Raw genomic sequence first — 20,334 nt, 5'->3', positions numbered from 1 at the left:
CTTCGGGGGTGCGCTGCGGGCCCTGCGTGCCCGGACGCTCGACATGATGGTGCTCGTCGCGGTCGCGGTCGGCGCCGGATGGCTGTACTCGCTGGTCATCACGTTGAGCGGCGGTGGCGACGTCTTCTACGAGGCGGCTACGGTGCTGGCGTCATTCGTGCTGCTTGGGCACTGGTTCGAGATGCGAGCCCGAGGCGGTGCCAACGACGCGATCCGCACCCTGCTCGACCTCGCCCCGCCGCGGGCATTGGTCCTGCGCGACGGAGAGCCGGTCGATGTACCGAGCTCGGACGTCGCCGTCGGGGATCTGCTGCTGGTCCGTCCCGGTACCAAGATCGCCGCGGACGGTGTCGTGGAGGAGGGCGAGAGCGAGGTCGACGAGTCGACGGTGACCGGCGAGAGCCTGCCGGTGCACAAGTCCCCTGGCTCGCCGGTGGTCGGCGCCACTCTCAACGCCAACGGCACGCTGCGGGTCCGCGCCACCCGGGTCGGCTCCGACACGGCGCTCGCCCAGATCGTCAAGCTGGTCCAGGAGGCGCAGAACTCCAAGGCGCCGGGCCAGCGGCTGGCAGACCGGGCTGCTTTCTGGCTGGTTCTCGTCGCCCTCGTCGGCGGCGCCCTCACTCTGACCGTGTGGCTGCTCGCCACCGACCGGTCGTTCAGCGCCGCGATGCTGTTCGCCATCACCGTCGTCGTCATCACCTGCCCCGACGCGCTGGGGCTCGCCACCCCTACCGCGATCATGGTGGGTACGGGTCTGGGTGCCCGCCGCGGTGTCCTGTTCAAGAGCGCGGCCGCCCTGGAGGCATCCGCCGGCATCCAGACCGTCGTGATGGACAAGACCGGCACGCTCACCAAGGGAGAACCCGAGGTGACGGACGTCGTCGTCGCGCCGGGAACGGATGAGCGCGAGACGCTGCGCCTGGTGGCCGCCGTGGAACGGGAGTCCGAACATCCACTGGCTGAAGCCATCGTCCGGTATGCGCAGACACAGGGGTCCCCTCCGTCCGCTGCACGCCACTTCGAGAACATCCCCGGTCACGGAGCCACCGCCATCGTCGAGGGCCACCGCATCGCGGTCGGCAACCGCCGACTGGCACTGAGCGAGGGGGTGGAACCAGGCCCTCTCACCGCACAGCGCGATGAGCTGGCAGCAACGGGCCGCACCGTGATCATCGCCGCCGTCGACGGACAAGCGGCGGCGCTGATCGCCATCGCGGACACACCCCGGGAGACGTCGGCCGCGACCGTGTCCGCACTACACGCACTCGGCATTCAGGTCGTCATGCTCACGGGCGACAACAAGGCCACGGCCGAGCGGATCGCCCGTCAGCTGGGCATCGACACGGTCATCGCCGAGGTCCTTCCCGGCGACAAGGCGGCCAAGGTCGCCGAACTGCAGCAGGAGGGCAGGAAGGTGGCCATGGTCGGGGACGGCGTCAACGACGCCCCTGCCCTCGCCCAGGCGGACCTCGGCATCGCCATCGGGGCCGGCACGGACGTCGCCATCGAGACGGCCGACGTCGTCCTCATGCGCTCCGATCCCCTCGACGTGCCGACAGCCCTGCGGATCGGCCGTGGCACCCTGCGCAAGATGCGGCAGAACCTCGGCTGGGCCATCGGTTACAACGCCATCGCCCTGCCGATCGCCGCCGGCGTCTTCGAACCCGCGATCGGACTCGTGCTTCGCCCCGAGATCGCGGCCCTGACCATGTCGGGCTCCAGCATCATCGTGGCCGTCAACGCACTCTCGCTCAAACGCCTGCGGCTCCCCCAGGAAGCGCCATCCGCCGTCTCCACCTCCGCGCGCGATCCCGCGCCGTGACTTCGAGACGTCGGCCTGCTGGAAAACGGTCTTCCACCAGTTCGACTGGTGGAAGACCGTCAGCCGTGCGGCGGACACCGGCGGCCAAGGCCGCCGGTGTCAACCGGAGGCGGGCGACACCGGACTGAGGGGATACCTGCCGCTCAGGGGAGGTCCGCGCCGGGCTGCTCGCAGACGCGGGCGGCCATCAGGGCGCCCTGTTGCAGCATGGCGCGCGCCTGCCGTGGGGTGATCTCGGCGGGGGCGCGACGGCGTAGCATGCCCTCCCGGGACAGGCGGGCCAGGATCCCGGCCATGAACGCGTCGCCGGCGCCGATGGTGTTGACGATCTCGGCGGTGATGGCGGGCACCGACACACTGTCTTCGAGCGGCAGGAACACGCTGCTTCCGCGGCCACCCCGGGTCAGGATGACGAGGCGGCCGTCGGCGGCGAGTTTGCGGCAGGCCACCTCGGGTGCGTCGTGGGGCCACAGCTCTACGGCGTCCTCGTCGCTGGTCTTGACGATGTGGGCGAGGTCGCACAACTTGCGGAGCGAGTCGAGGGCGTGTTTCGGGTCCACGCCCCTGACCTGCCGGACGTTGGGATCCACCGCGAGTACCGAGTGGGCCGCGGCGGCACGGGCCGTGGCCAGGACCGCGGCCGCCGCAGGGGCGACCACGGCGGCCAGACCACCGACGTACACCGCGCAGAAGCGGTCGAGGTCGTAGATGACCGGGTTGATCTGGAAGGTGGCGGTGCGCTGATGGTAGAACTCGTAGCGATTGGTGCCCGTGTCGGGGAGGGCTACGGCCAGCGCGGTGGGGTGTGAGCTGCGCGCGCACATGGTGACGTCGGCTCCGGCGGTGGTGAGCCGCTTCTCGCAGAGCGTGCCGAAGGGGTCGTCGCTCAGGGCTCCGGAGAAGAAGCTGCGGATTCCCAGGCGGGCCAGTCCGGCGGCCACGTTGGCCGGCGCGCCGCCGGGCAGGGCGCGGCAAATGGTGGAGCCACCCTGACCGGGCACCAGATCCACCAGTGCTTCGCCCATGACCAGGATCTGGCGGGTTCTGTCGCTCATGGCTGGACCACGATCTTGCGACCCACACCCGTCGTGAACTGCTCGATGGCCTGGGGGTACTGCTCGAGCGGCAGGCGGTCGCTGATGAAGACCGCCGGGTCCAGGACTCCGCTGGCGAAGAGGGCGGCGGCGCGGTCGAAGCTGTGCAGTACCGCCATTGAGCCGGTGATGGTGATCTCCTGGTTGTAGATGCGGTAGGGCTGGATGACAGCGGTGGTGGCGGGATCGGCGACCCCGAACTGGAGGAAGGTGCCGCCCTTGGCGACTCGGGTAAGGCCGTCCTGGATGGCCTGGGCGTTGCCGGTGGCGTCGATCACGAAGTCCCAGCCGTCGGGCTTGTCGAGCTCCCTGGCGTGGGCCGCGCTGCGGCTGCAGCCGAGTTCGGCGGCGGTGGCCAGGCGCTCGGGGTTGACGTCGAGTACGTCGACGGAGGCGGCACCGGTGCGCTTGGCCAGCTCCAGCATCATCAGCCCCATGGTGCCGGAGCCGTAGATGAGCACCTCGGCGCCCAGCGTGCTGTCATTGAGCACGTCGTAGCCGCGGATCGCGCAGGACAGCGGTTCGATGAGCACAGCGTCCGCCACGTCGACGTGCTCCGGCAGCCGTACGCAGTTGGCCGCGGGGACGACGGCGAACTCGGCCGCACCTCCGGGCACGGTGACGCCGATGGCCTGCCGGCGTTCGCAGAGGTTGCCGCGGCCGGAGCGGCAGTAGCGGCATTCGTGGCAGTGCAGGTTCGGGTCGACAGCCACCGGGTCGCCGACGGCGAGTTCGGTGACCTCGCTGCCGACCGCGACGATCTCGCCGGCGAACTCATGGCCTGGGATGATGGGCAGGGTGGGCGCGAACTCACCCTGGAGGATGTGCAGATCGGTTCCGCACAGGCCGGTGGCGGTGACGCCGACGACCACCTCCCGCGCGCCGGGCGCCGGATCGGGGACGCTGGCGAGTATGACCTCGCCGGGCGCCTCGATGAGCGCAGCCTTCATTTGACCGCTCCAAGAGACAGGCCCTGGACGAGTTTGTCCTGGGCAGCGAAGCCGGCGACCAGCACCGGCAGGGACACGACGACCGACGCCGCGCACAACTGGGCGAGGAACAGGCCCTGGCTGGTCACGAAGCCGGTGAGGAAGACCGGTGCGGTCTGGGCTGTGACGCCGGTGAGGACCTTCGCGAAGAGCATCTCGTTCCAGCTGAAGATGAAGCAGATCAGCGCGGTGGCCGCGATGCCGGGACTGACCACCGGGCCGATGATGCGGACGAGGATGGCGGGCAGCCGGGCGCCGTCGACCTGGGCGGCCTCGATGATGGAGACCGGGATGTCACCCAGGAAGGACTGCATCATCCAGACCGCCACCGGCAGGTTCATCGAGGTGTAGAGGATGACCAGCAGCCAGACGTTGTCCAGCAGACCGGCGTCCTTGGCGAACAGGTACACCGGGAGCATCCCGGCCACCACTGGCAGCATCTTGGTGGAGAGGAAGAAGAACATCACGTCGGTCCACCTGCGGACCGGGCGGATGGAAAGCGCGTACGCCGCCGGCAGGGCGAGCGCGAGGACCAGCAGCGTCGACACCACCGAGGCCGTGGTCGAGTTGATGAGCGGAGGCCAGGGGCCGGCGCCGCCTGTACCGAAGAAGGCGCGGTAGCCGTCCAGGGTGAGCGGCGCGGTGAGGGACGGGGGGTTGGTGGCGGCGTCCGGCTCGGAGTGCAGCGAGGTCAGCAGCATCCACAGGGCCGGCAGGGAGAAGGTGATGCCGACCAGCCAGGCGGCCACACCGAGTGCGGTGCCGCGGCGGCGTCGTCGTCGGGCGGCGGGCGGTGTGCCGGTGGTGCGGATACGTGGCGGTGCGGTGAGGGTCCTCATGCGTGGCCGCCCTCCTGGTTGAAGAGGGAGGACACCACGCGCAGCGCTGCGGTCGCGATGGCGATGGTGCCGATGACGACCAGGACTCCGGCTGCGGAGGCGAGCCCGTACTCGTGGGCGCGGTAGAAGGTCTCGTAGATGGTGTAGGGGAGGTTGGCGGTGCCAAGGCCGCCGGAGGTCAGGGCAAAGACGGCGTCGAAGTTCTGCACGATGTGGATGGAGCCCAACAGGATGCCCAGTTCCAGGTAACGACGCAGATGGGGCAGGGTCAGGTTGCTGAAGCTCTGCCAGGGCCCGGCGCCGTCGATGCGTGCCGCCTCCAGGATTTCGGTGGGGCGGCTCTGCAGCCCGGCAAGCAGGATCAGCATCATGAACGGCGTCCACTGCCAGACGAGGGCGGCTTCGACGGCGAGCAGCGGCATGTCCGAGAGCCAGTCGGGCTGGGCGGGACGGCGGTGGCCGAAGAGGCCGGCGATCCAGTGCCAGGCACCGTTGAGCAGCCCGTACTCGGGGTTGTACAGGGCGTGCTTCCACAGCAGTGCCGCGGAGACAGGCACCAGGAGGAAAGGGGTGATCAGCATGGTGCGGACGACTCCCCGGCCGGGGAAGGAGTGGTCGAGCAGTAGGGCGAAAAGGAGGCCGAGGACCAGGCTGATCAGGACCACGGTGGCGGTGAGCAGCACCGTGGTGACGACCGAGCTGCGTAGGTCGGCGTCGGTGGCGACGGTGACGTAGTTGTCGAGCCCCGTGAAGCGGCGGGTTGCGGGGTCGAGGGAGTTCCAGTCGAATCCGGAGATCACCAGAGTGGCCACGAAGGGCAGTTGAGTCACGGCGATCAGGAAGACCAGGGCGGGTAGCAGCGGTGCCCGGGTGGCCCAAGCGTGTGTCTTGCCTGGGCGAGGAGAGGCTCCGTCCGGGTTCCGGTGTGCTGGGGTCAGTGCCGGTGGCTGGGTGCTGAGGGCGGTTCTCAACGTTGTTCCTCGGCGACCTTCTCGGCCAGGTGCTGGGCCTTCTTCAGGGCGTCGGGTACGGACTGGTGACCCGCGACGGCGGCGTTGATCTCGTGGGACACCTTGGTGGCGAGGTCGGTGAACTCGGGGATGCCGACGAACTGGATGCCGGGAGCGGGCCGGGGCTGGAGGCCGGGGTTGCGAGGATCGGCGGAAGCTATGGCGTCGCGGGTGGCGGTGGCGAATGCCGCGGACGCCGTCCTGTAGGCCGGGTTGTCGTAGGTGGAGGAGCGCTTGCCCGCGGGGACACTGGCCCAGCCGACGGTGGAGCCGACGAGTTCCTCGTACTCCTTGCCGGAGGCCCAGGAAATGAACTTCCAGGCATCCTCGGACTTGCTGGAGGCCTTCTGTATGCCCCATGCCCAGGTGTAGAGCCAGCCGGAACTCTTGGTCTTGTCCACGGGGGCGGGGACGTAGCCGATCTTTCCCCGCACCGGGGAATCGGCGGCCTCCAGGGACCCGGCGGCTGCGGTGGCGTCGTACCACATCGCGGTTTTGCCCTGGAGCATGATGTTGAGGCATTCGGCGTATCCGGACTGGGGTGCGCCCGCCTCTCCATGGGCGCGGACCAGGTCGACGTAGAACTTGGTGGCCTTGGCGAATTCGGGCGAGTCCAGCCGGGCTTTCCAGTCCTTCGTGAACCAGGTCCCGCCCATGGTGTTCACCACGGTAGTGAGCGGGGCCATCATCTCGCCCCAGCCGGGCAGACCGCGCAGGCAGATCCCCTTCATACCGGGCTGGACACCGTCGGCCTTGGCCGCGAGGTCGGCGACCTGCTTCCAGGTGGGATGTGCGGGCATGGCTAGTCCGTTCTGAGCGAAGACGTCCTTGCGGTACATCAGGAAGGAGGACTCGCCGTAGAACGGTTCGGCGTAGAGCTTGCCGTCGGCGGCGGTGAGGGACTCACGCAATGGCGGCAGGATGTCGTCCTCGTCGAACGTCTTGTCCCTGGCGGCGAAGTCGTCCAGCGGGTGCAGCCACTTGTTGCGGGCGTAGATGGGCGCTTCGTAGTTGCTGATGGTGGCGACGTCGTACTGTCCGGCCTGGTTGGAGAAGTCCTGGCTGATCTTGTCGCGGACGTCGTTTTCCGGGAGGACGGTGAAGCGGACCTTGATGCCGGACTTCTTGGTGAAGTGTGCGGCGGTCAGCTTCTGAAGGTCGAGCATCTGCGGGTTGTTCACCATCAGGACGTTCAGCTCCCGCCCGTCGGAGCCCACCGCGCCGCCGGCCCCGCTGCAACCGGCGAGCAGGGAGGCTGTGACGGCGAGAGCTCCGGCCCGGGGCTTGTTGACGGCGCGTCGCCGGCTGCGAAAGGGCATGACGATCTCCTGTGAGGTGACAGTGGGTCGAGAGACGGGCTGTTGGGGGTCGCGGCCGCCCAATCCCGGGGCAGGGGACGGCAGCGTCCGGTCAGGGGTGTCAGGCGCGGATGACCTGGGGCCCCAGGAGCGAGTAGCGCTGGGCCTCGGACGTAGCAAGCCCGGCGTCGGTGACGATGGTCTCCACGTCGGTCACCGCGGCGAAGCGGCAGAAGCTGACAGCTCCGAACTTCGTGTGGACGCCGGCGAAGACGCGGCGCCGGGAGCTTCGGACGGCCTGCGCCTTGACCTCGTTTACGGACGGGTCGGGGGTGGTGAGTCCGTGGGCGCGGGAGATTCCGTTGGCGCCGATGTAGGCGAGGTCGATGACGAAGCCGGAGAGCATCCGGGTCGCCCAGTGGTCGACGGAGGCGAGGGTGCCGCCGCGGAGCCGGCCGCCGAGGAAGAGCACAGTGAAGCGGTCGGTGTCGGACAGGGTGTGGGCGACGGCGAGCGAGGCGGTGACGATGGTGAGCGACCGGTCGCGGGGCAGCGAGCGGGCGATGAGCTGTGGGGTGAATCCCTCGTCCAGGAATACCGTTTCCGCGTCGCCGAGCAGGTTGGCGGCGGCCGATGCGATGCGGGCCTTCTGCGCCACGTGCCGGGTTGTGCGCACCGCGAGGGTGGTCTCGAAGCCTGCGCTCTCCACGGGATAGGCCCCGCCGTGGGTGCGGCGGACGAGCCCGTGCTCTTCCAAGGTGTGCAGGTCGCGCCGGATGGTCTCCTTGGCGACACGGAACTCCACGGCCAGCTTGGAGACGTCGACGGTCCCTTCCTTGCGGGCGAGTTGGAGTATGCCGCGCCGGCGCACCTCGGTGTCCACGACGTCGTCCCTGTTCTTGTGCGGTGGTGCCTGTTCAGGCTGGTGCAACGTTTCTACAAGGCTCCGGCGCGCCTGCCCAGGCTCTATCTGCAGCTCTCGGTGCCCGATCCTGCCCGTTTCCAGGCGTGCTCCGCCCTGCCGGCCCAGGGCTGCGCGGGTTCGGGTGGTGGTGCGCGGTGCCCGATTCCCTCGTAGAGGCGGCCCGTTCGCTGCCCGGTCTGCGGACCTTGGTGTTACCGATGGATACATCGGGTGCGTGGGCGGGGCGAACTCCCTGCTCGTGTGAATACTTCGTGAAGAGGCAACGTAGGGCGCGCGAAGACCGTCCTACCGGAGTGTCCAAGCGGAAGGGGAGACCACTGGATGCCGACGGACGGCGGCGCGAGGTGCTCGCGACCGTACGGAGAGAGGGGTGCGCCGATGTCGGTGCCCTCGCCGAAGCCCTGGGAGTGGCTCCGGAGACGGTGCGCCGCGATCTGCGGGCGCTCCAGGACAGCGGTCTGGTGCGGCGGACGCACGGCGGCGCTTACCCGGTGGAGAGCGCGGGCTATGAGTCCACGCTGACCGTGCGGGCCACCCGCCATGTGGGGCAGAAGACCCGGATCGCCTCGGCTGCGGCGAACCTGCTGGGCGATGCGGAGACCGTCTTCATCGACGAGGGTTTCACCCCGCAGCTGATCGCCGAGGCGCTCCCCCGCGATCGGCGGTTGACGGTGATCACCGCTTCGCTGGCCACCGCCGCCGCTCTGGCAGTGCGCGGAAACGTTCAGGTGTTCGCCCTGGGTGGGCGTGTCCGCGGCGGAACCGTGGCCACGGTGGACCACTGGGCGACCCGGATGCTGTCGGGCTTCGTCGTCGACCTCGCTTACATCGGTGCCAATGGCATCAGCCCCACCTACGGTCTGACCACGCCAGACCCTGCGGTGGGCGAGGTCAAGGCGCGGGCGATGGAACGTGCACGCCGCCGGGTGTTCTGCGGCATCCACACCAAGTTCGGGGTGGCGAGCTTCTGCCGCTTCGCGGAGGTCGCCGACTTCGAGGCCGTGATCACCGGAAGCAACCTCCCGGCGGCCGAGGCACGTCGCTATGCGGCCCTCGGGCCCCAGGTCCTGCGGGTCTGATCCCGTGCCGCGGTGCTGCCGCCCGCGATGCCCCGCTGCCATACGACACCTCGGACCGGAGTCAGTGGTCGTGGGGCGTCAGGCGGCCAATCGTTGGTAGCCACAAGCGGCAGAAGTTTGGAAGCCACACCCGACGCCCCTGGGTGGGAGAACCATACGAAGGGCTCGCCCTGTCCCGCAGACAACGTGGGAAGTTGAGCGAGCGCCCCTACGAAGGTGAGTACGCGTACTCACCTGCAGGGTGCGGTTTGATCACAGACTTGGCGCATGAGACGAACCCTTGCCCGGACCAGCACGGTTGCCCTCTACCCGCGCCGCCCACGGCACACGCTCGCGACAACAGCTCTTGCTGCTCTGGCGCTCGCCGCCTGCGGCACCGAGGAGACAAGCGCTGGCGGACTGGCGAGCAAGCCCGCTGACACCGCCGAGGCCCGGCCCAGCCTCACGGAGATACTGGACAAGGTCGAGCAGTCGTGCCCCCCGAGCGCCCCACCAGAGGCGCCGCCGACCGGTCCGGCCAGGACACTGCCGCCCGGTGTGACACCTCCGGCCAACCCGGTCGAGCCCATCGCCCCCACGGCGGGCCCGGAAGTGGAGTTGAACGCTCGCGACTGGTGCGCTGGCAACCTCCATGAGGAGCGCATCGCCCAGGCACTCTGGGATCTGGCGGATCCCACCCCCGCCAAGGTCAGGACGATCCTGAACGACCTCGGCTACGTCGACGAGCGCATCCACGACCTGAAGCAGTCGGGTGCGAACACACGGTTCTTCATCGACCTGCGTGACAAGAGCGGACGGCTCTGCTTGGAGGGCTCGGCGGCCGGTGAGAAGAGCGTTGTCGACAAATGTGTAGCCCCCGTGTCCGGCCCGTTCACGTTCACGCCAGGAAGACAGATTCAGTGACCACCAGGTCGGCGTGATCGGAGCCCGGCGCCACAGTCACTCAAACGTTTCGTGCATGGTCGTCCGCCGGTCCCATCCGCATCCGCACCCATCCGACTGGTTGGGGGAGTGGGGTGGGGCGGTGGTCAAGCCGAAGCCCCGGCGGGCCGTCAGGCAGCCGCCAGGGCTCCGGTGTCGCCCAGGCTCCGGGGGAAAGCGCAGGGCGAGTCAACGGAGGCGTCACGTCATCGCCGATTCGCCACGTCATGGTGCTGAAAGGAGGTCAGGCTGCTTGTACAGCGTGCGGGCCTCGGGGCTTCGCCAGCCGGGTTGCGGCTTGCTGAACGGCACGCTCGCAATGCGTACTCGTGGAGTGGTCGGGCGGCAGTTGTTCCGCGGGAGAGCGTACGTCGCAGTGGACTGACCGGGAGTGGCCCGGCGGGTCATGCGGTGGCGGGACATGCGACGAGTTCGACCCGGCGGTCACACCGGAACCGGACCGGCCCTGTACCACCGCAGTGTGGCTCATGGAGGCAACGCTCCTGTTGCTGGTGGGCCACACTGGTCCGGCGTCCGGCGTCCGGCGTCCGGCGTCCTGCGTCCGGCATCGGCCCAGGCGTGGCCGTCGTGCCCTGGCACATATGGATGACGGTGAAGTCATCACATGGGATTCGGTGTGGCTGCGGCGGCGATCGGTTCACCCTTCCTGCCGCCCTTCCACCGCGTTGAGCGCGATGACCTGCGCGTACCAGTCCGCGCTCTCCTTGGGCGTGCGCCGCTGACTCGCGAAGTCGACGTGCACGATGCCGAATCTCTTGCTGTAGCCGTAGGCCCATTCGAAGTTGTCGAGGAGCGACCACAGGAAGTAGCCGCGCACGTCGGTGCCGGCCTCGATCGCCCTGTGCACGGCACTCAGGTGGCTGTGCAGGTAGGAAACGCGCTCGGGGTCGTGAACCCGGCCGGACGGATTGGTGTAGTCGTGGTACGCCGCGCCGTTCTCGGTGACGAGCAAGGGGACGCCCGGCAGGTCGTCACGCAGCCGCGTCAACAGCTCGTACAGTCCGTCGGCGTCCACGGGCCAGTCCATGGCGGTGCGCGGTCCAGGTGCGGGCAGGAAGCGGACATGCCGTTCGGCTCCGGCCCAGGGCGACGGGGACGGCGACGGCGACTCGCGCTCTCCGGCGGCGACGACGGTGGGCGAGTAGTAGTTGATGCCGAGCGAGTCGATCGGCGTCGATGTGACCGCGAGATCCCCGTCCCGTACGAACGACCAGTCCGTGATCGCGGCCGTGTCGCGGATCAGGTCGTCGGGGATGCGGCCGTGGAAGACGGGGTCGAGGAAGATCCGGTTGCCGACGGCGTCGATCCGGCGGACGGCGTCCAGGTCGTCGGCCGACGGCGTGAGCGGCCGTAGTGCGTGGAGGTTGAGGGTCAGCGACACCTCGGACGTATCCGGGAGCACTTCGCGCAGCGCTCGGACCGCCCAGCCGTGGGCCAGGTTGAAGTGGTGGGCGGCGCGCAGGCTGTCCAGGTGGCTGGCGCGGCCCGGGGCGTGCACGCCGTTTCCGTATCCGAGGAACGCCGCGCACCACGGTTCGTTGAGAGTCGTCCAGGTCCCCACCCGGTCGCCGAGTGCGTCGGCCATGATGCCGGCGTACTCGGCGAACCGCTGGGCGGTCTCCCGCTGCGGCCAGCCGCCGGCGCTCTCCAGCTCCTGGGGCAGGTCCCAGTGGTAGAGGGTGGCGACCGGGCGGATTCCGGCGTTGAGGAGTTCGTCGACGAGCCGTCGGTAGAAGTCGAGGCCCTTCTCGACAGCGGGCCCTCGCCCGTTCTGCTGCACGCGGGGCCAGGCGATGGAGAACCGGTAGTCGGTCACGCCGAGGCGCCGCATGAGGGCGACGTCTTCGGGCATGCGGTGGTAGTGGTCGGCGGCTATGTCGCCGGTATCACCGTTGTGGACTTTTCCCGGGGTGCGGCTGAAGGTGTCCCAGATGGAAGGGGTGCGGCCGTCCTCGGTGGCGGCGCCCTCGATCTGGTAGGCGGCGGTGGCGGTTCCCCACCGGAAGCCGCTGGGGAACCGAAGGCCGGTCGTGTCGCTGGCGAGTATGTCGAGTGCGGTCATGGGCTGATTGCTCCCAGTGCAGGTCGGATGGAAGTCTGAGCGTTGTCAGAACTGGCCTCGGGTCAGCCCTTGACGGATCCCTGCATGATTCCGCCGACGATCTGCCGGCCGAGGAAGGCGAAGACCAGAAGCACCGGCAGGGTGCCGAGCAGGGTGCCTGCCATGATCACGGACTGGTCCTGGACGTATCCGCCGCCGAGCTGGCGAAGGGCGACCTGGACGGTCGGCTCGGAGGAGGACAGGGCGACGATGGGCCAGAAGAAGTCGTTCCACGCGGCCATGAAGGTGAGCAGGCCGAGAACGGCCATGCCGGGGCGGGCGATCGGGACCACGATCGACCAGAAGATGCGGGCGGTGGAGGCGCCGTCGACCCGGGCGGCCTCGATGAGTTCGTCGGGCAGCGACTGAAGCAGGTACTGGCGCATGAAGAACACGCCGAAGGCGGAGACCAGGCCGGGCAGGACCACTGCCTGGAGCTGGTTCACCCAGCCGAGCTCGGCGATCAGCATGAAGAGCGGGATGACCCCGAGCTGCGGCGGGATCATCATCGTGCCCACCGTGACCGAGAGCAGCGCGCCCCGGCCCCGGAAGCGGAGCTTGGCGAAGGCGAACCCGGCGAGGGTGCAGCACAGGACGGTACCGAGGGTGATCGAGCCGGAGACGAAGAGGGAGTTGAGGAGGGCCTTGCCGATGTCGGCTTCCTCCAGGACCGCTTCGAAGTTGCGCATCAGGTTCGGTCCGGGCCACAGGGTCGGAGGGACCTTCGCCAGATCGGCGTTGGAGCGACTCGCGGCGACGATCGTCCAGTAGAACGGGAATGCGGAGACGACCACGGCGACGACGAGGATCGCGTAGGCGAGCGGACCGGCGTGCAGGGTGCGGCCGGCCCTGGAAGACCCGCGGCGCGGAAGGCGCGCGCGCACGGGGGTGGCTGAGGCGGTCGGCGGGTCGGCCGGCCTGTCGGGTGCCGGGACCGGGGCGGGGCCGGTATGCACGGTCATCGGCCGGCCTCCGTGCGGGAACGGCGGTGTGCGATAAGGGTGTTGACCCCGACCAGTACCAGGATCAGCAGGAACATCACCCAGGCGATCGCCGCGGCCCGGCCCAGGTGGAAGAAGCCCCAGCCCTGCTCGTACATGTAAAGGCCGAGCGTCTGGTACTGGTGCGAGATGCCGCCCGACATGGAGCCCTCGAAGAGCAGCGGCTCGCCGAAGAGCTGGGTCGCGCCGATCGTGGAGACCACGACCGTGAACAGGATCGTGGGCCGCAGCCCCGGCAGCGTCACATGGAAGAACTGCCGCCACCGGGAGGCGCCGTCCATCTCGGCCGCCTCGTACAGCTCCGGCGGGATGGACTGCATGCCTGCGAGGTAGATGAGCGCGTTGTACCCCGTCCAGCGCCAGATGACGATCGTCGAGACAGCGATCTGGGAGGCGAGGGTGCCGGTCTGCCAGTCGACCGAGCCGATACCCACGAGGCCGAGCACGTAGTTGACCAGTCCGAAGTCGCGGCCGAACAGCTGGGCGAACACGAGGGTGGCGGCGGCGACCGAGGTGGCGTACGGCAGCAGCATCGCCGTCCGCAGGAACGTCCTGCCGCGAAGCCTGTAGTTGAGCAGGTGCGCCAGACCGAGCGCCATGACCAGCTGCGGCACGGTGGACAGCACGCCGATGGTGAAGGTGTTGCGCAGCGCGGTCCAGAAGTACTGGTCGTTCAGCAACGCGGCGTAGTTGCCCAAACCCCGCCATTCCATGTCACCGGGTGTCTGGAGCTCCACCCGGTAGAGCGAGACGAAGGCCGTGTACATCAGCGGGAAGAGCCCGAAGGCTGCGAAGAGTGTGAAGAACGGGGCGACGTAGGCGTATGGCGCGAGCGTGTTGCGAAGGCGACGCGCTTGGGAGGGCCTACGCGGCTTCGCGGTCTCTGCCAGGGCGGTGAGGGTCACTGGGGGGCCCTTCGACGTGAGGAGTGAAAGAGGGCCTCCTCCGCCGCCGAGCGGGGTCAGACGGCGGCGGAGGGAGGACGGGTAGCTGCAGCCGGGCGCTGAGCGGATCTCTATCCGAGAGTGTTCGCGACGCCCTTCTTCGCGTTCTCCCACGCCTTCTCCGGGGCGAGGCCCTTGCGCTCCACCTCGCTCAGCGCGTTGGTGATCTGCTGGGCGATGTTCTGATCGTGCACCCCGAGGACCTGGACGGGGGCCGACTCGGCCGCCTGCCCGAAGATCTGCCCGATGGGCGCGCCGGAGAAGTACGGGTCCGTGGTGCGGGCGATCTCGGCGATCGCGCCTGTGGCGGAGGGGAAGTTGCCCTGCTTGGCGAAGACCTTGACCTGCTGCTCGGGGGCGGTGAGCCAGGCGATCAGCTCGTACGCCTCCTTCTTGTGCTTCGCGGCCTTCGGGACGGAGAGGTAGGAGCCTCCCCAGTTGCCCACGCCGTCCGGGAGCTTGGCGATGTCCCACTTGCCCTTGCCGCTCTCACCTGCCTGGCCCTTGATGTAGCCGAGCATCCAGGCCGGGCAGGGGATGGTGGCGAAGGAACCGGCGGTGAAAGCCTGGTTCCACTGCGGGGACCACTGGTCGAGCTTGGCGCTGAGACCGGCGTCACTCGCCTTCACGGAGGCGTCCCATGCTCTGTTCAGCGCCGGGTTGGTCTCCCAGATCAGCTTGCCGGAGGCGTCGTAGTAGCGCTCCTCCTCCTGTCCGATCATGATCGAGTAGAGGCTGCCGACACTGTCCAACCAGGCGCTCTTGCCCCGGGCCTTGGTCTTGTACAGCTTGCCGAGCTCCAGGTAGCCGTCCCAGGTGGCCCAACGCTTTGCCAGTTCGGTGCGGTCGGTGGGGAGGCCGGCCTGCTTGAAGAGGTCCGTGCGATAGCACATCGCCTCGGGGCCGACGTCGGTGCCGAGGCCGAGGACCTCGCCGTTCTTCCCGGTCGCGGCCGCCCACTTCGCCTCGGCGAACGCGCCCTTCAGCTTGTCGGCGCCGTACTTCCGCAGGTCCTCGAAGCGATCGGTCTGCTGCTGGGTGACGGACGCGATCCGGCCCACCTCGATTCCCTGGACATCGGCGAGGCCACCGCCGCCGGCGAGCCGGGTCTGGAGGGACTTCCAGTAGTCGGCCTCGTCCTGAGTGGCGGTCTGCTTGATCGTGACGCCGGGGTGGAGCTTCTCGTACTCCGCGTAGAGGCCGGCCTCCTTGTAACCGAACGAGCCGAACAGGTCCACGGTGATGGTGACTTCGCCGCCTGCCTTCTCTGACGAGGAGCCCGGGGAGCCGCAAGCGGCGAGCAGCGTTCCGGCCAGCACTACTCCGCCGAGGCGGAAGACCGCTCTCTTGGCGGCTCTGGCAGTAGTCATGACGGCCTCCTGGGCTGCGGTTGAACACGAAGTACTTGAGAGCGCTCTCAGATGCGATGTGGAGACTGCCCGGGAGCGCTGTACACCGTCAAGACTTGAAGCGGTATCGGCTTGGATTCACCGACAGGAGGGGGTCGTTGGCAGATTTGGCCGCGAAGCCTCGACCCTGCCGTCATCAGCCGGCGGCCACGGACGCCTGACCGCTGGGGGAGTGCACGGGAGGACTGCGGTCGTGATCGTTCGAAATCGCGCGACGATGCAGGCGGTTCGCCAACCATCCGAGTTTGTTCGGCCGGGCGACAGCCGGCACCACGCTTCTCGTCACCGACTCATCGAGCCAGCGCGCCGGGCGTCTGAAAGGCCAGGCGTCCGAAGCCGTCCAGGGCGTCACCGGCATCGGCGCCGGGGAGACGGGACGCGACGTGTGGCCGGGGCACCTGCGATCTCACGAAGACTGGCGCTGCACCAGTACGGTCGGGGTGATCATGGAATCGACCCGCGTCTGCTCAGGGTGATTGAGAAGGCGCATCAGGAGTCTGACCATCAGGCGGCCCATACCTTCGATGTCCTGACGAACGGTGGTGAGGGCAGGGGTCGCACCGCTGGCAACGTCCTCCATGTCGTCGAATCCGACGACTGAGACGTCCTCGGGAACCCGCAGGCCGCGCTCCAGAAGGGTGCGCAGCGCGCCCCGCGCCATCAGGTCGTTCGCCGCGAAGACGGCATCGAGTCCGGGGCACCGGTCGAGCAGCGTCCTCATTGCCCTGGCGCCGCTGTCCTCAGTGAAATCGCCGAACTGCACAAGTGCGGGGTCGGCGTCGATGAGGACGTCGTGGTACCCGGCCGCACGGTCCACCGCGGAGGTCTGGTCGGCCGGGCCGGCGATGTGCGCGATTGTCCGACGCCCCACGGAAACGAGGTGTGATACCGCGGCCCGTGCGCCTCCCCTGTTGTCGCAGTCCACGTAGGGGACCCCAGAAGAGGAGCCTGAGGGCGGGCGGCCACCGAACACCGACGTCACCCTGCTGTGGGCTATCAGTTGGGCGAGTCTGTCGTCGCTGTGCAGGGAGAAGGCAAGCGCGCCGTCCACGTGCCCCCCGGAGAGATACCGGGCGATCCGGTCGTGGTCGGGCTCCCCCTCCACCCACAGCAGCACCAGCTGAAGATCGTTTGCCGTCAGCTCCCTGCTGATCCCCCTCACCTGCCGCTCGAAGAAGGGATCGGAGAACACCCGGAACTCGGGCTCGGCGATGATCACGGCCACGGCGCCGGTGCGTTGGGTGACCAGGGATCGCGCCGCCTGGTTGGGAACGTAGCCGAGCTCGTCGACAGCCTTGCGCACTTTGTCGATCAACGGCTGTCGCACCCCGGACCCGCCGTTGACCACACGGGACACCGTCGCTCGTGAGACGCCCGCGCGAGCCGCCACCTCTTCGAGGGTGGGGCGAGACGTCATCGTCTGCTCGGGCAAGAGGCTCTCCTGTTCTACGCGCCGAAGTCCGGCGGGCCGCCCTTGCAGCATAGTCCCGCAGCGCGGAAGCATGAGAGCGCTCCCAGCCAGAGGTCTTCGCCCACCTCACGGCGCCTCCTCCGCGAAGCCGCGCTTCGATGGCGTACGAAGCGATTCGCGCACTCGGCCGAGCGGGCCCCTCGAGCGCCATCGGCGTGCACGGAGCCGCCTGACCACCCGGAGCCGCAGTGCATCCTTCAACCCCTTGACGACCCGGCAGCCAGCAAGCGGTTCTGGCTCGAAGTATTGACCGTCCCAGAGTGCCGCCCTACGTTGACGGCGGGTTGAGAGCGCTCTCAGAAGGGCTGCGCATGAGATCTCACAGAAATCTGTCGTTGTTGACGACGGCTGCTCTTGCCGCTGCGGCGCTGGGCACCGTCGGCAGCGGTGTCGCTTCAGCCGCCACCGTGAAGGTGGGCAAGGGCAGCTACAGCGACGTACGGCCCGTCGGCCGCCAGGGACCGTCGAACAACGGTGGCCAGGCGGTCAAGCCGAAAGTCACCCTCTCCATGGCGGACACCCCCGTCCCGACGAACGACTGGTGGTCCTCGCTGGCCTTCCAGCGCTTCTCCAGTAACCCGTGGTCGGAGAACATGTACGGCCACCCCCTCACCTACAAGGCGGTCTCCGGAGGCCTGGAGGTCGGCTACCCGACCACGCACCAGATCGTGGGAGGCGGCCGTCAGTACGAGTTCCCGCACAAGGCCGACCTGACCCTGGGACTCGCAGGCCTCAACTCTCCCGACGCCAGGGCGGACGGGTGGAGCGACTGGACCGTCAGCCCGCACTGGGCCGACGGAGCGCGCAGTCTGCGGACGACCATCGGCCATGGTCTGCCGTACGTCTACGCGGAAGGCACCGGCGGGGCGGCACAGATCAGCGCCGCGGCCCCGCCCACCGTCTTCGCCGACCAGGGCAGCGTCCTCGGTCTCACCATCGCGGGTCATGACTACGCGCTGTTCGCTCCGAGCGGCAGCGACTGGACCGTCTCCGGCAATCAGATCCGGGCGGACCTGGGCACCAGGAAGTACTTCTCTCTCGCGGTACTTCCCCGTAAGGACGCCCTCGCCGACTACAAGAAGTACGCCTTCAGTTTCGTGACCGGCTCGAAGGTGGACTGGGAGTACAGGGAGGGCGACGGTGAGGTCAGGGCAACCTATTCGGTCACCACCCGGGCCATGGAGGGGACCGAGACCGGCACCCTGCAGGCGCTCTACCGCCACCAGTGGCTGCACACCACCGATCCGCTGACCGCCTACAGGTACGCCTCGTCACGCGGCGAGATGAAGGTCCGCGAAGGCACCTCCTTCACGACCACTCAGAAGGTGAACGGCGTCCTGCCCGGCCTCCCGGGTGCAACTGGCGTCGACAAGGCGAAGCTCAACGCCTACATCAACGACGTGCTGACCCAGGGCGATCCCTTCAGCGGCGCGATCGACACCTACTGGACCGGTAAGGCCCTGGGCAAGCTCGCCCAGCTCGTCCCCCTCGCGGACCAGGCCGGGGACACCGCCAACCGGGACAAGCTGCTGACCTTGATCAAGGGCCGTATGGAGGAATGGCTGACGGTCGGCGGCCCCTCCGAGTTCTCCTACGACAAGGACTGGCGCACCCTCATCGGGTATCCGGCCTCGTACGGAAGCGACCAAGAGCTCAACGACCACCATTTCCACTACTCGTACTACGTGATGGCCGCCGCCATCGTGGCGCAGTACGACCCCCGGTGGGCCGCCGACTCCGAGTGGGGCGGCATGGTCAAGGAGCTCATCAAGGACGCCGCGAACCCGGCGAGGAACGACACCAAGTACCCGTTCCTGCGCGGCTTCGACGTCTACGCCGGCCACAGCTGGGCCGCCGGCCACGAGGCGTTCGCGGCCGGCAACAACCAGGAGTCGTCATCGGAGTCGATCAACCTCAGCGCCGGCCTGATCATGTGGGGCTCGGCGACGGGTGACAAGGCACTGCGTGACCAAGGCGTCTACATGATGACGACGGAATCGGAGTCGATCGCGCAGTACTGGTTCGACGCCGACCAGCAGGTCTACCCGCAGGACTTCACCCATGATGTCGTCGGCATGGTCTGGAGCAGCGGCGGCGCGTACGCGACCTGGTGGACCGCCAACCCCGAGGAGATCCACGGCATCAACTTCCTCCCGATGACCGGTGGCTCGCTGCATCTGGCCCGTGAGAGGGCCATGCTGAACCGCAGTGTGGCCGAGATGGAGAGGGAGAACGGCGGCCCGGCCGCCGAGTGGAAGGACATCTTCTGGCAGGTCCAGGCGCTCTACGACCCGGCCAAGGCCATGAGCTACTGGAACCAGTGGAACGGCGGCTATGTCCCCGAGGCTGGCGAGACCAAGGCCCACACCTATCACTGGGTCGCCACGATGAACGCCATCGGATCACCGGACATGACCGTCACGGCCAACTCCCCGACAGCCGTCGTCTTCGACAAGAACGGCACCAGGACCTACGCCGCGCACAACTACACAGCAGTGGCGTGCTCGGTGGTCTTCTCCGACGGCGGAGTGCTGAACGTCCCGGCGAAGTCCACCGCGTCCGGCGCGGGCGACGACACCGAGCTCGGCACCCTGTGCGGCGCCTCCGGCAACGACAGGCCCACTGCGCCAGGCACCCCTGTCGTCGGTGACGACACCGACACTTCCATCACACTGACCTGGGAAGCAGCCACCGACGACGAGGGCATCAAGGACTACGACGTCTTCCGAGGCACCACCAAGGTGGCCACGGTCACCGGCACCACGCACACCGACACCGGGCTGACCGCCAGCACCCAGTACGCCTACAGCATCAGGGCCCGTGACACCGCCGACCAGGTAGGGCCGGCCAGCGCCACCGTGACCGTCACCACCTCCGGGCTCCCGCCGGTCACCGGCGGCACCTTCTACCTGCGCTCCGGCGGCCGGCTGACCACCCAGGCGGCCTCGACCGGTTCCTCGGACACCATCCCGTCCGCGGGCGGCGCCAACCATGATGGAACCCCGTACAACCCGCTGGTCTACGAGGTGAAGAACGTCAGGGGCACCCTGAAGGCGGGCTCCGGAACGGCCTTCACCGTCAAGGTCGACGCCGGGACCAACGTCGGCTATGCCCAGCAGGCCCGGGTCTCCTACGACCTGACCGGCGACGGCGCCTTCGACCGAGTCGAGACGTTCCGCTACTTCGCCTCCGATCCGATCAGCGGCTGGGAGGACTACTCCTCCGCCCGGCAGGGAGCACTCTCCGCCTCGGGCACGCTGGGCGACCTGCACGGCGGCACCATCCGCGTCGAGGTCTGGAGCGCCCTGGGCAACGGTCCTTCCACCATCCAGGTGGGCACGGGTTCCGTCCTCACGATCCCGTTCACCTGACGGGAACCCGGCCCGGCCAGTGGGGCATGCCCCACT

The 20,334-nt window shown here is 68.5% G+C and carries 15 protein-coding genes; 4 read left to right on the top strand and 11 right to left on the bottom strand.

The genetic code is table 11. The annotated features are described in order from the left end of the window. Positions 1 to 1,825 (top strand): copper-translocating P-type ATPase (locus tag ACFWI9_RS25960; protein WP_387165451.1); only part of this gene is annotated, 1,825 nt, incomplete at its 5' end. A gap of 143 nt (positions 1,826 to 1,968) precedes the next feature. Here ACFWI9_RS25960 and ACFWI9_RS25955 read toward each other — a convergent pair. From ACFWI9_RS25955 to ACFWI9_RS25930, 6 genes are all read right to left on the bottom strand, one after another. Then, the gene (locus ACFWI9_RS25955) at positions 1,969 to 2,880 is read right to left on the bottom strand and encodes a PfkB family carbohydrate kinase (protein WP_387165450.1); all 912 of its coding nucleotides are present in this window, start codon (positions 2,878 to 2,880) and stop codon (positions 1,969 to 1,971) included. Further along, positions 2,877 to 3,869: a zinc-dependent alcohol dehydrogenase family protein gene (locus ACFWI9_RS25950; RefSeq protein WP_387165449.1), complete on the bottom strand. Its 993-nt coding sequence runs from the start codon at positions 3,867 to 3,869 to the stop codon at positions 2,877 to 2,879. The genes ACFWI9_RS25955 and ACFWI9_RS25950 overlap by 4 nt, the downstream gene beginning before the upstream one ends. Further along, positions 3,866 to 4,747, bottom strand: coding sequence for a carbohydrate ABC transporter permease (locus tag ACFWI9_RS25945; protein WP_387165448.1), 882 nt, complete (start codon positions 4,745 to 4,747; stop codon positions 3,866 to 3,868). The genes ACFWI9_RS25950 and ACFWI9_RS25945 overlap by 4 nt, the downstream gene beginning before the upstream one ends. Continuing rightward, entirely contained in the window at positions 4,744 to 5,718 is a 975-nt protein-coding gene (locus tag ACFWI9_RS25940; RefSeq protein WP_387165447.1) for a carbohydrate ABC transporter permease, read from the bottom strand. The genes ACFWI9_RS25945 and ACFWI9_RS25940 overlap by 4 nt, the downstream gene beginning before the upstream one ends. Next, positions 5,715 to 7,076, bottom strand: coding sequence for an ABC transporter substrate-binding protein (locus tag ACFWI9_RS25935; RefSeq protein ID WP_387165446.1), 1,362 nt, complete (start codon positions 7,074 to 7,076; stop codon positions 5,715 to 5,717). The genes ACFWI9_RS25940 and ACFWI9_RS25935 overlap by 4 nt, the downstream gene beginning before the upstream one ends. A gap of 100 nt (positions 7,077 to 7,176) precedes the next feature. After that, positions 7,177 to 7,938 carry a DeoR/GlpR family DNA-binding transcription regulator gene (locus tag ACFWI9_RS25930; protein WP_387165453.1) on the bottom strand — a complete coding sequence of 254 codons (762 nt, stop codon included), beginning with the start codon at positions 7,936 to 7,938 and terminating at the stop codon, positions 7,177 to 7,179. 359 nt (positions 7,939 to 8,297) lie between these two features. Here ACFWI9_RS25930 and ACFWI9_RS25925 point away from each other — a divergent pair, with 359 nt between their 5' ends. After that, positions 8,298 to 9,059 (top strand): DeoR/GlpR family DNA-binding transcription regulator, encoded by a 762-nt coding sequence (locus ACFWI9_RS25925; RefSeq protein WP_387165452.1) that lies wholly within the window; start codon positions 8,298 to 8,300, stop codon positions 9,057 to 9,059. 267 nt (positions 9,060 to 9,326) lie between these two features. Next, positions 9,327 to 9,962 (top strand): hypothetical protein, encoded by a 636-nt coding sequence (locus tag ACFWI9_RS25920; RefSeq protein ID WP_387165445.1) that lies wholly within the window; start codon positions 9,327 to 9,329, stop codon positions 9,960 to 9,962. 676 nt (positions 9,963 to 10,638) lie between these two features. Here the strand turns inward: ACFWI9_RS25920 and ACFWI9_RS25915 are convergent. The 5 genes from ACFWI9_RS25915 to ACFWI9_RS25895 all read right to left on the bottom strand — a co-directional run bounded on the left by ACFWI9_RS25915 (position 10,639) and on the right by ACFWI9_RS25895 (position 16,888). Then, entirely contained in the window at positions 10,639 to 12,063 is a 1,425-nt protein-coding gene (locus ACFWI9_RS25915; RefSeq protein WP_387165444.1) for a GH1 family beta-glucosidase, read from the bottom strand. A 62-nt stretch (positions 12,064 to 12,125) separates the two neighbouring features. Continuing rightward, entirely contained in the window at positions 12,126 to 13,064 is a 939-nt protein-coding gene (locus ACFWI9_RS25910) for a carbohydrate ABC transporter permease (protein ID WP_387165443.1), read from the bottom strand. Beyond that, on the bottom strand, positions 13,061 to 14,008 hold the full coding sequence (locus ACFWI9_RS25905) for a carbohydrate ABC transporter permease (protein WP_387165442.1): 948 nt from the start codon (positions 14,006 to 14,008) through the stop codon (positions 13,061 to 13,063). The genes ACFWI9_RS25910 and ACFWI9_RS25905 overlap by 4 nt, the downstream gene beginning before the upstream one ends. A 110-nt stretch (positions 14,009 to 14,118) precedes the next feature. Then, the gene (locus ACFWI9_RS25900) at positions 14,119 to 15,417 is read right to left on the bottom strand and encodes an extracellular solute-binding protein (RefSeq protein WP_387165441.1); all 1,299 of its coding nucleotides are present in this window, start codon (positions 15,415 to 15,417) and stop codon (positions 14,119 to 14,121) included. A 445-nt stretch (positions 15,418 to 15,862) separates the two neighbouring features. After that, positions 15,863 to 16,888, bottom strand: coding sequence for a LacI family DNA-binding transcriptional regulator (locus ACFWI9_RS25895; RefSeq protein WP_387165440.1), 1,026 nt, complete (start codon positions 16,886 to 16,888; stop codon positions 15,863 to 15,865). A 350-nt stretch (positions 16,889 to 17,238) separates the two neighbouring features. Between ACFWI9_RS25895 and ACFWI9_RS25890 the strand changes: the two genes are divergently transcribed. Further along, complete coding sequence (locus ACFWI9_RS25890) at positions 17,239 to 20,298, top strand: glycosyl hydrolase (protein ID WP_387165439.1); 3,060 nt, start codon at positions 17,239 to 17,241, stop codon at positions 20,296 to 20,298. The last annotated feature ends 36 nt before the right edge of the window (positions 20,299 to 20,334 follow it).

It is taken from the genome of Streptomyces sp. NPDC127084 (genome assembly GCF_042724175.1).
Classification (GTDB): domain Bacteria; phylum Actinomycetota; class Actinomycetes; order Streptomycetales; family Streptomycetaceae; genus Streptomyces.
The sequence above is the reverse complement of the archived record's forward strand: the minus strand, read 5'-3'. Positions and strand labels throughout refer to the sequence as shown.

What these genes read in the sequence shown, in the direction of transcription:
- ACFWI9_RS25955 (WP_387165450.1), bottom strand. Translation starts at nt 2,880, where the DNA reads ATGAGCGACAGAACCCGCCAGATCCTGGTCATGGGCGAAGCACTGGTG.
- ACFWI9_RS25950 (WP_387165449.1), bottom strand. Translation starts at nt 3,869, where the DNA reads ATGAAGGCTGCGCTCATCGAGGCGCCCGGCGAGGTCATACTCGCCAGC.
- ACFWI9_RS25945 (WP_387165448.1), bottom strand. Translation starts at nt 4,747, where the DNA reads ATGAGGACCCTCACCGCACCGCCACGTATCCGCACCACCGGCACACCG.
- ACFWI9_RS25935 (WP_387165446.1), bottom strand. Translation starts at nt 7,076, where the DNA reads ATGCCCTTTCGCAGCCGGCGACGCGCCGTCAACAAGCCCCGGGCCGGA.
- ACFWI9_RS25920 (WP_387165445.1), top strand. Translation starts at nt 9,327, where the DNA reads ATGAGACGAACCCTTGCCCGGACCAGCACGGTTGCCCTCTACCCGCGC.
- ACFWI9_RS25915 (WP_387165444.1), bottom strand. Translation starts at nt 12,063, where the DNA reads ATGACCGCACTCGACATACTCGCCAGCGACACGACCGGCCTTCGGTTC.
- ACFWI9_RS25910 (WP_387165443.1), bottom strand. Translation starts at nt 13,064, where the DNA reads ATGACCGTGCATACCGGCCCCGCCCCGGTCCCGGCACCCGACAGGCCG.
- ACFWI9_RS25900 (WP_387165441.1), bottom strand. Translation starts at nt 15,417, where the DNA reads ATGACTACTGCCAGAGCCGCCAAGAGAGCGGTCTTCCGCCTCGGCGGA.
- ACFWI9_RS25890 (WP_387165439.1), top strand. Translation starts at nt 17,239, where the DNA reads ATGAGATCTCACAGAAATCTGTCGTTGTTGACGACGGCTGCTCTTGCC.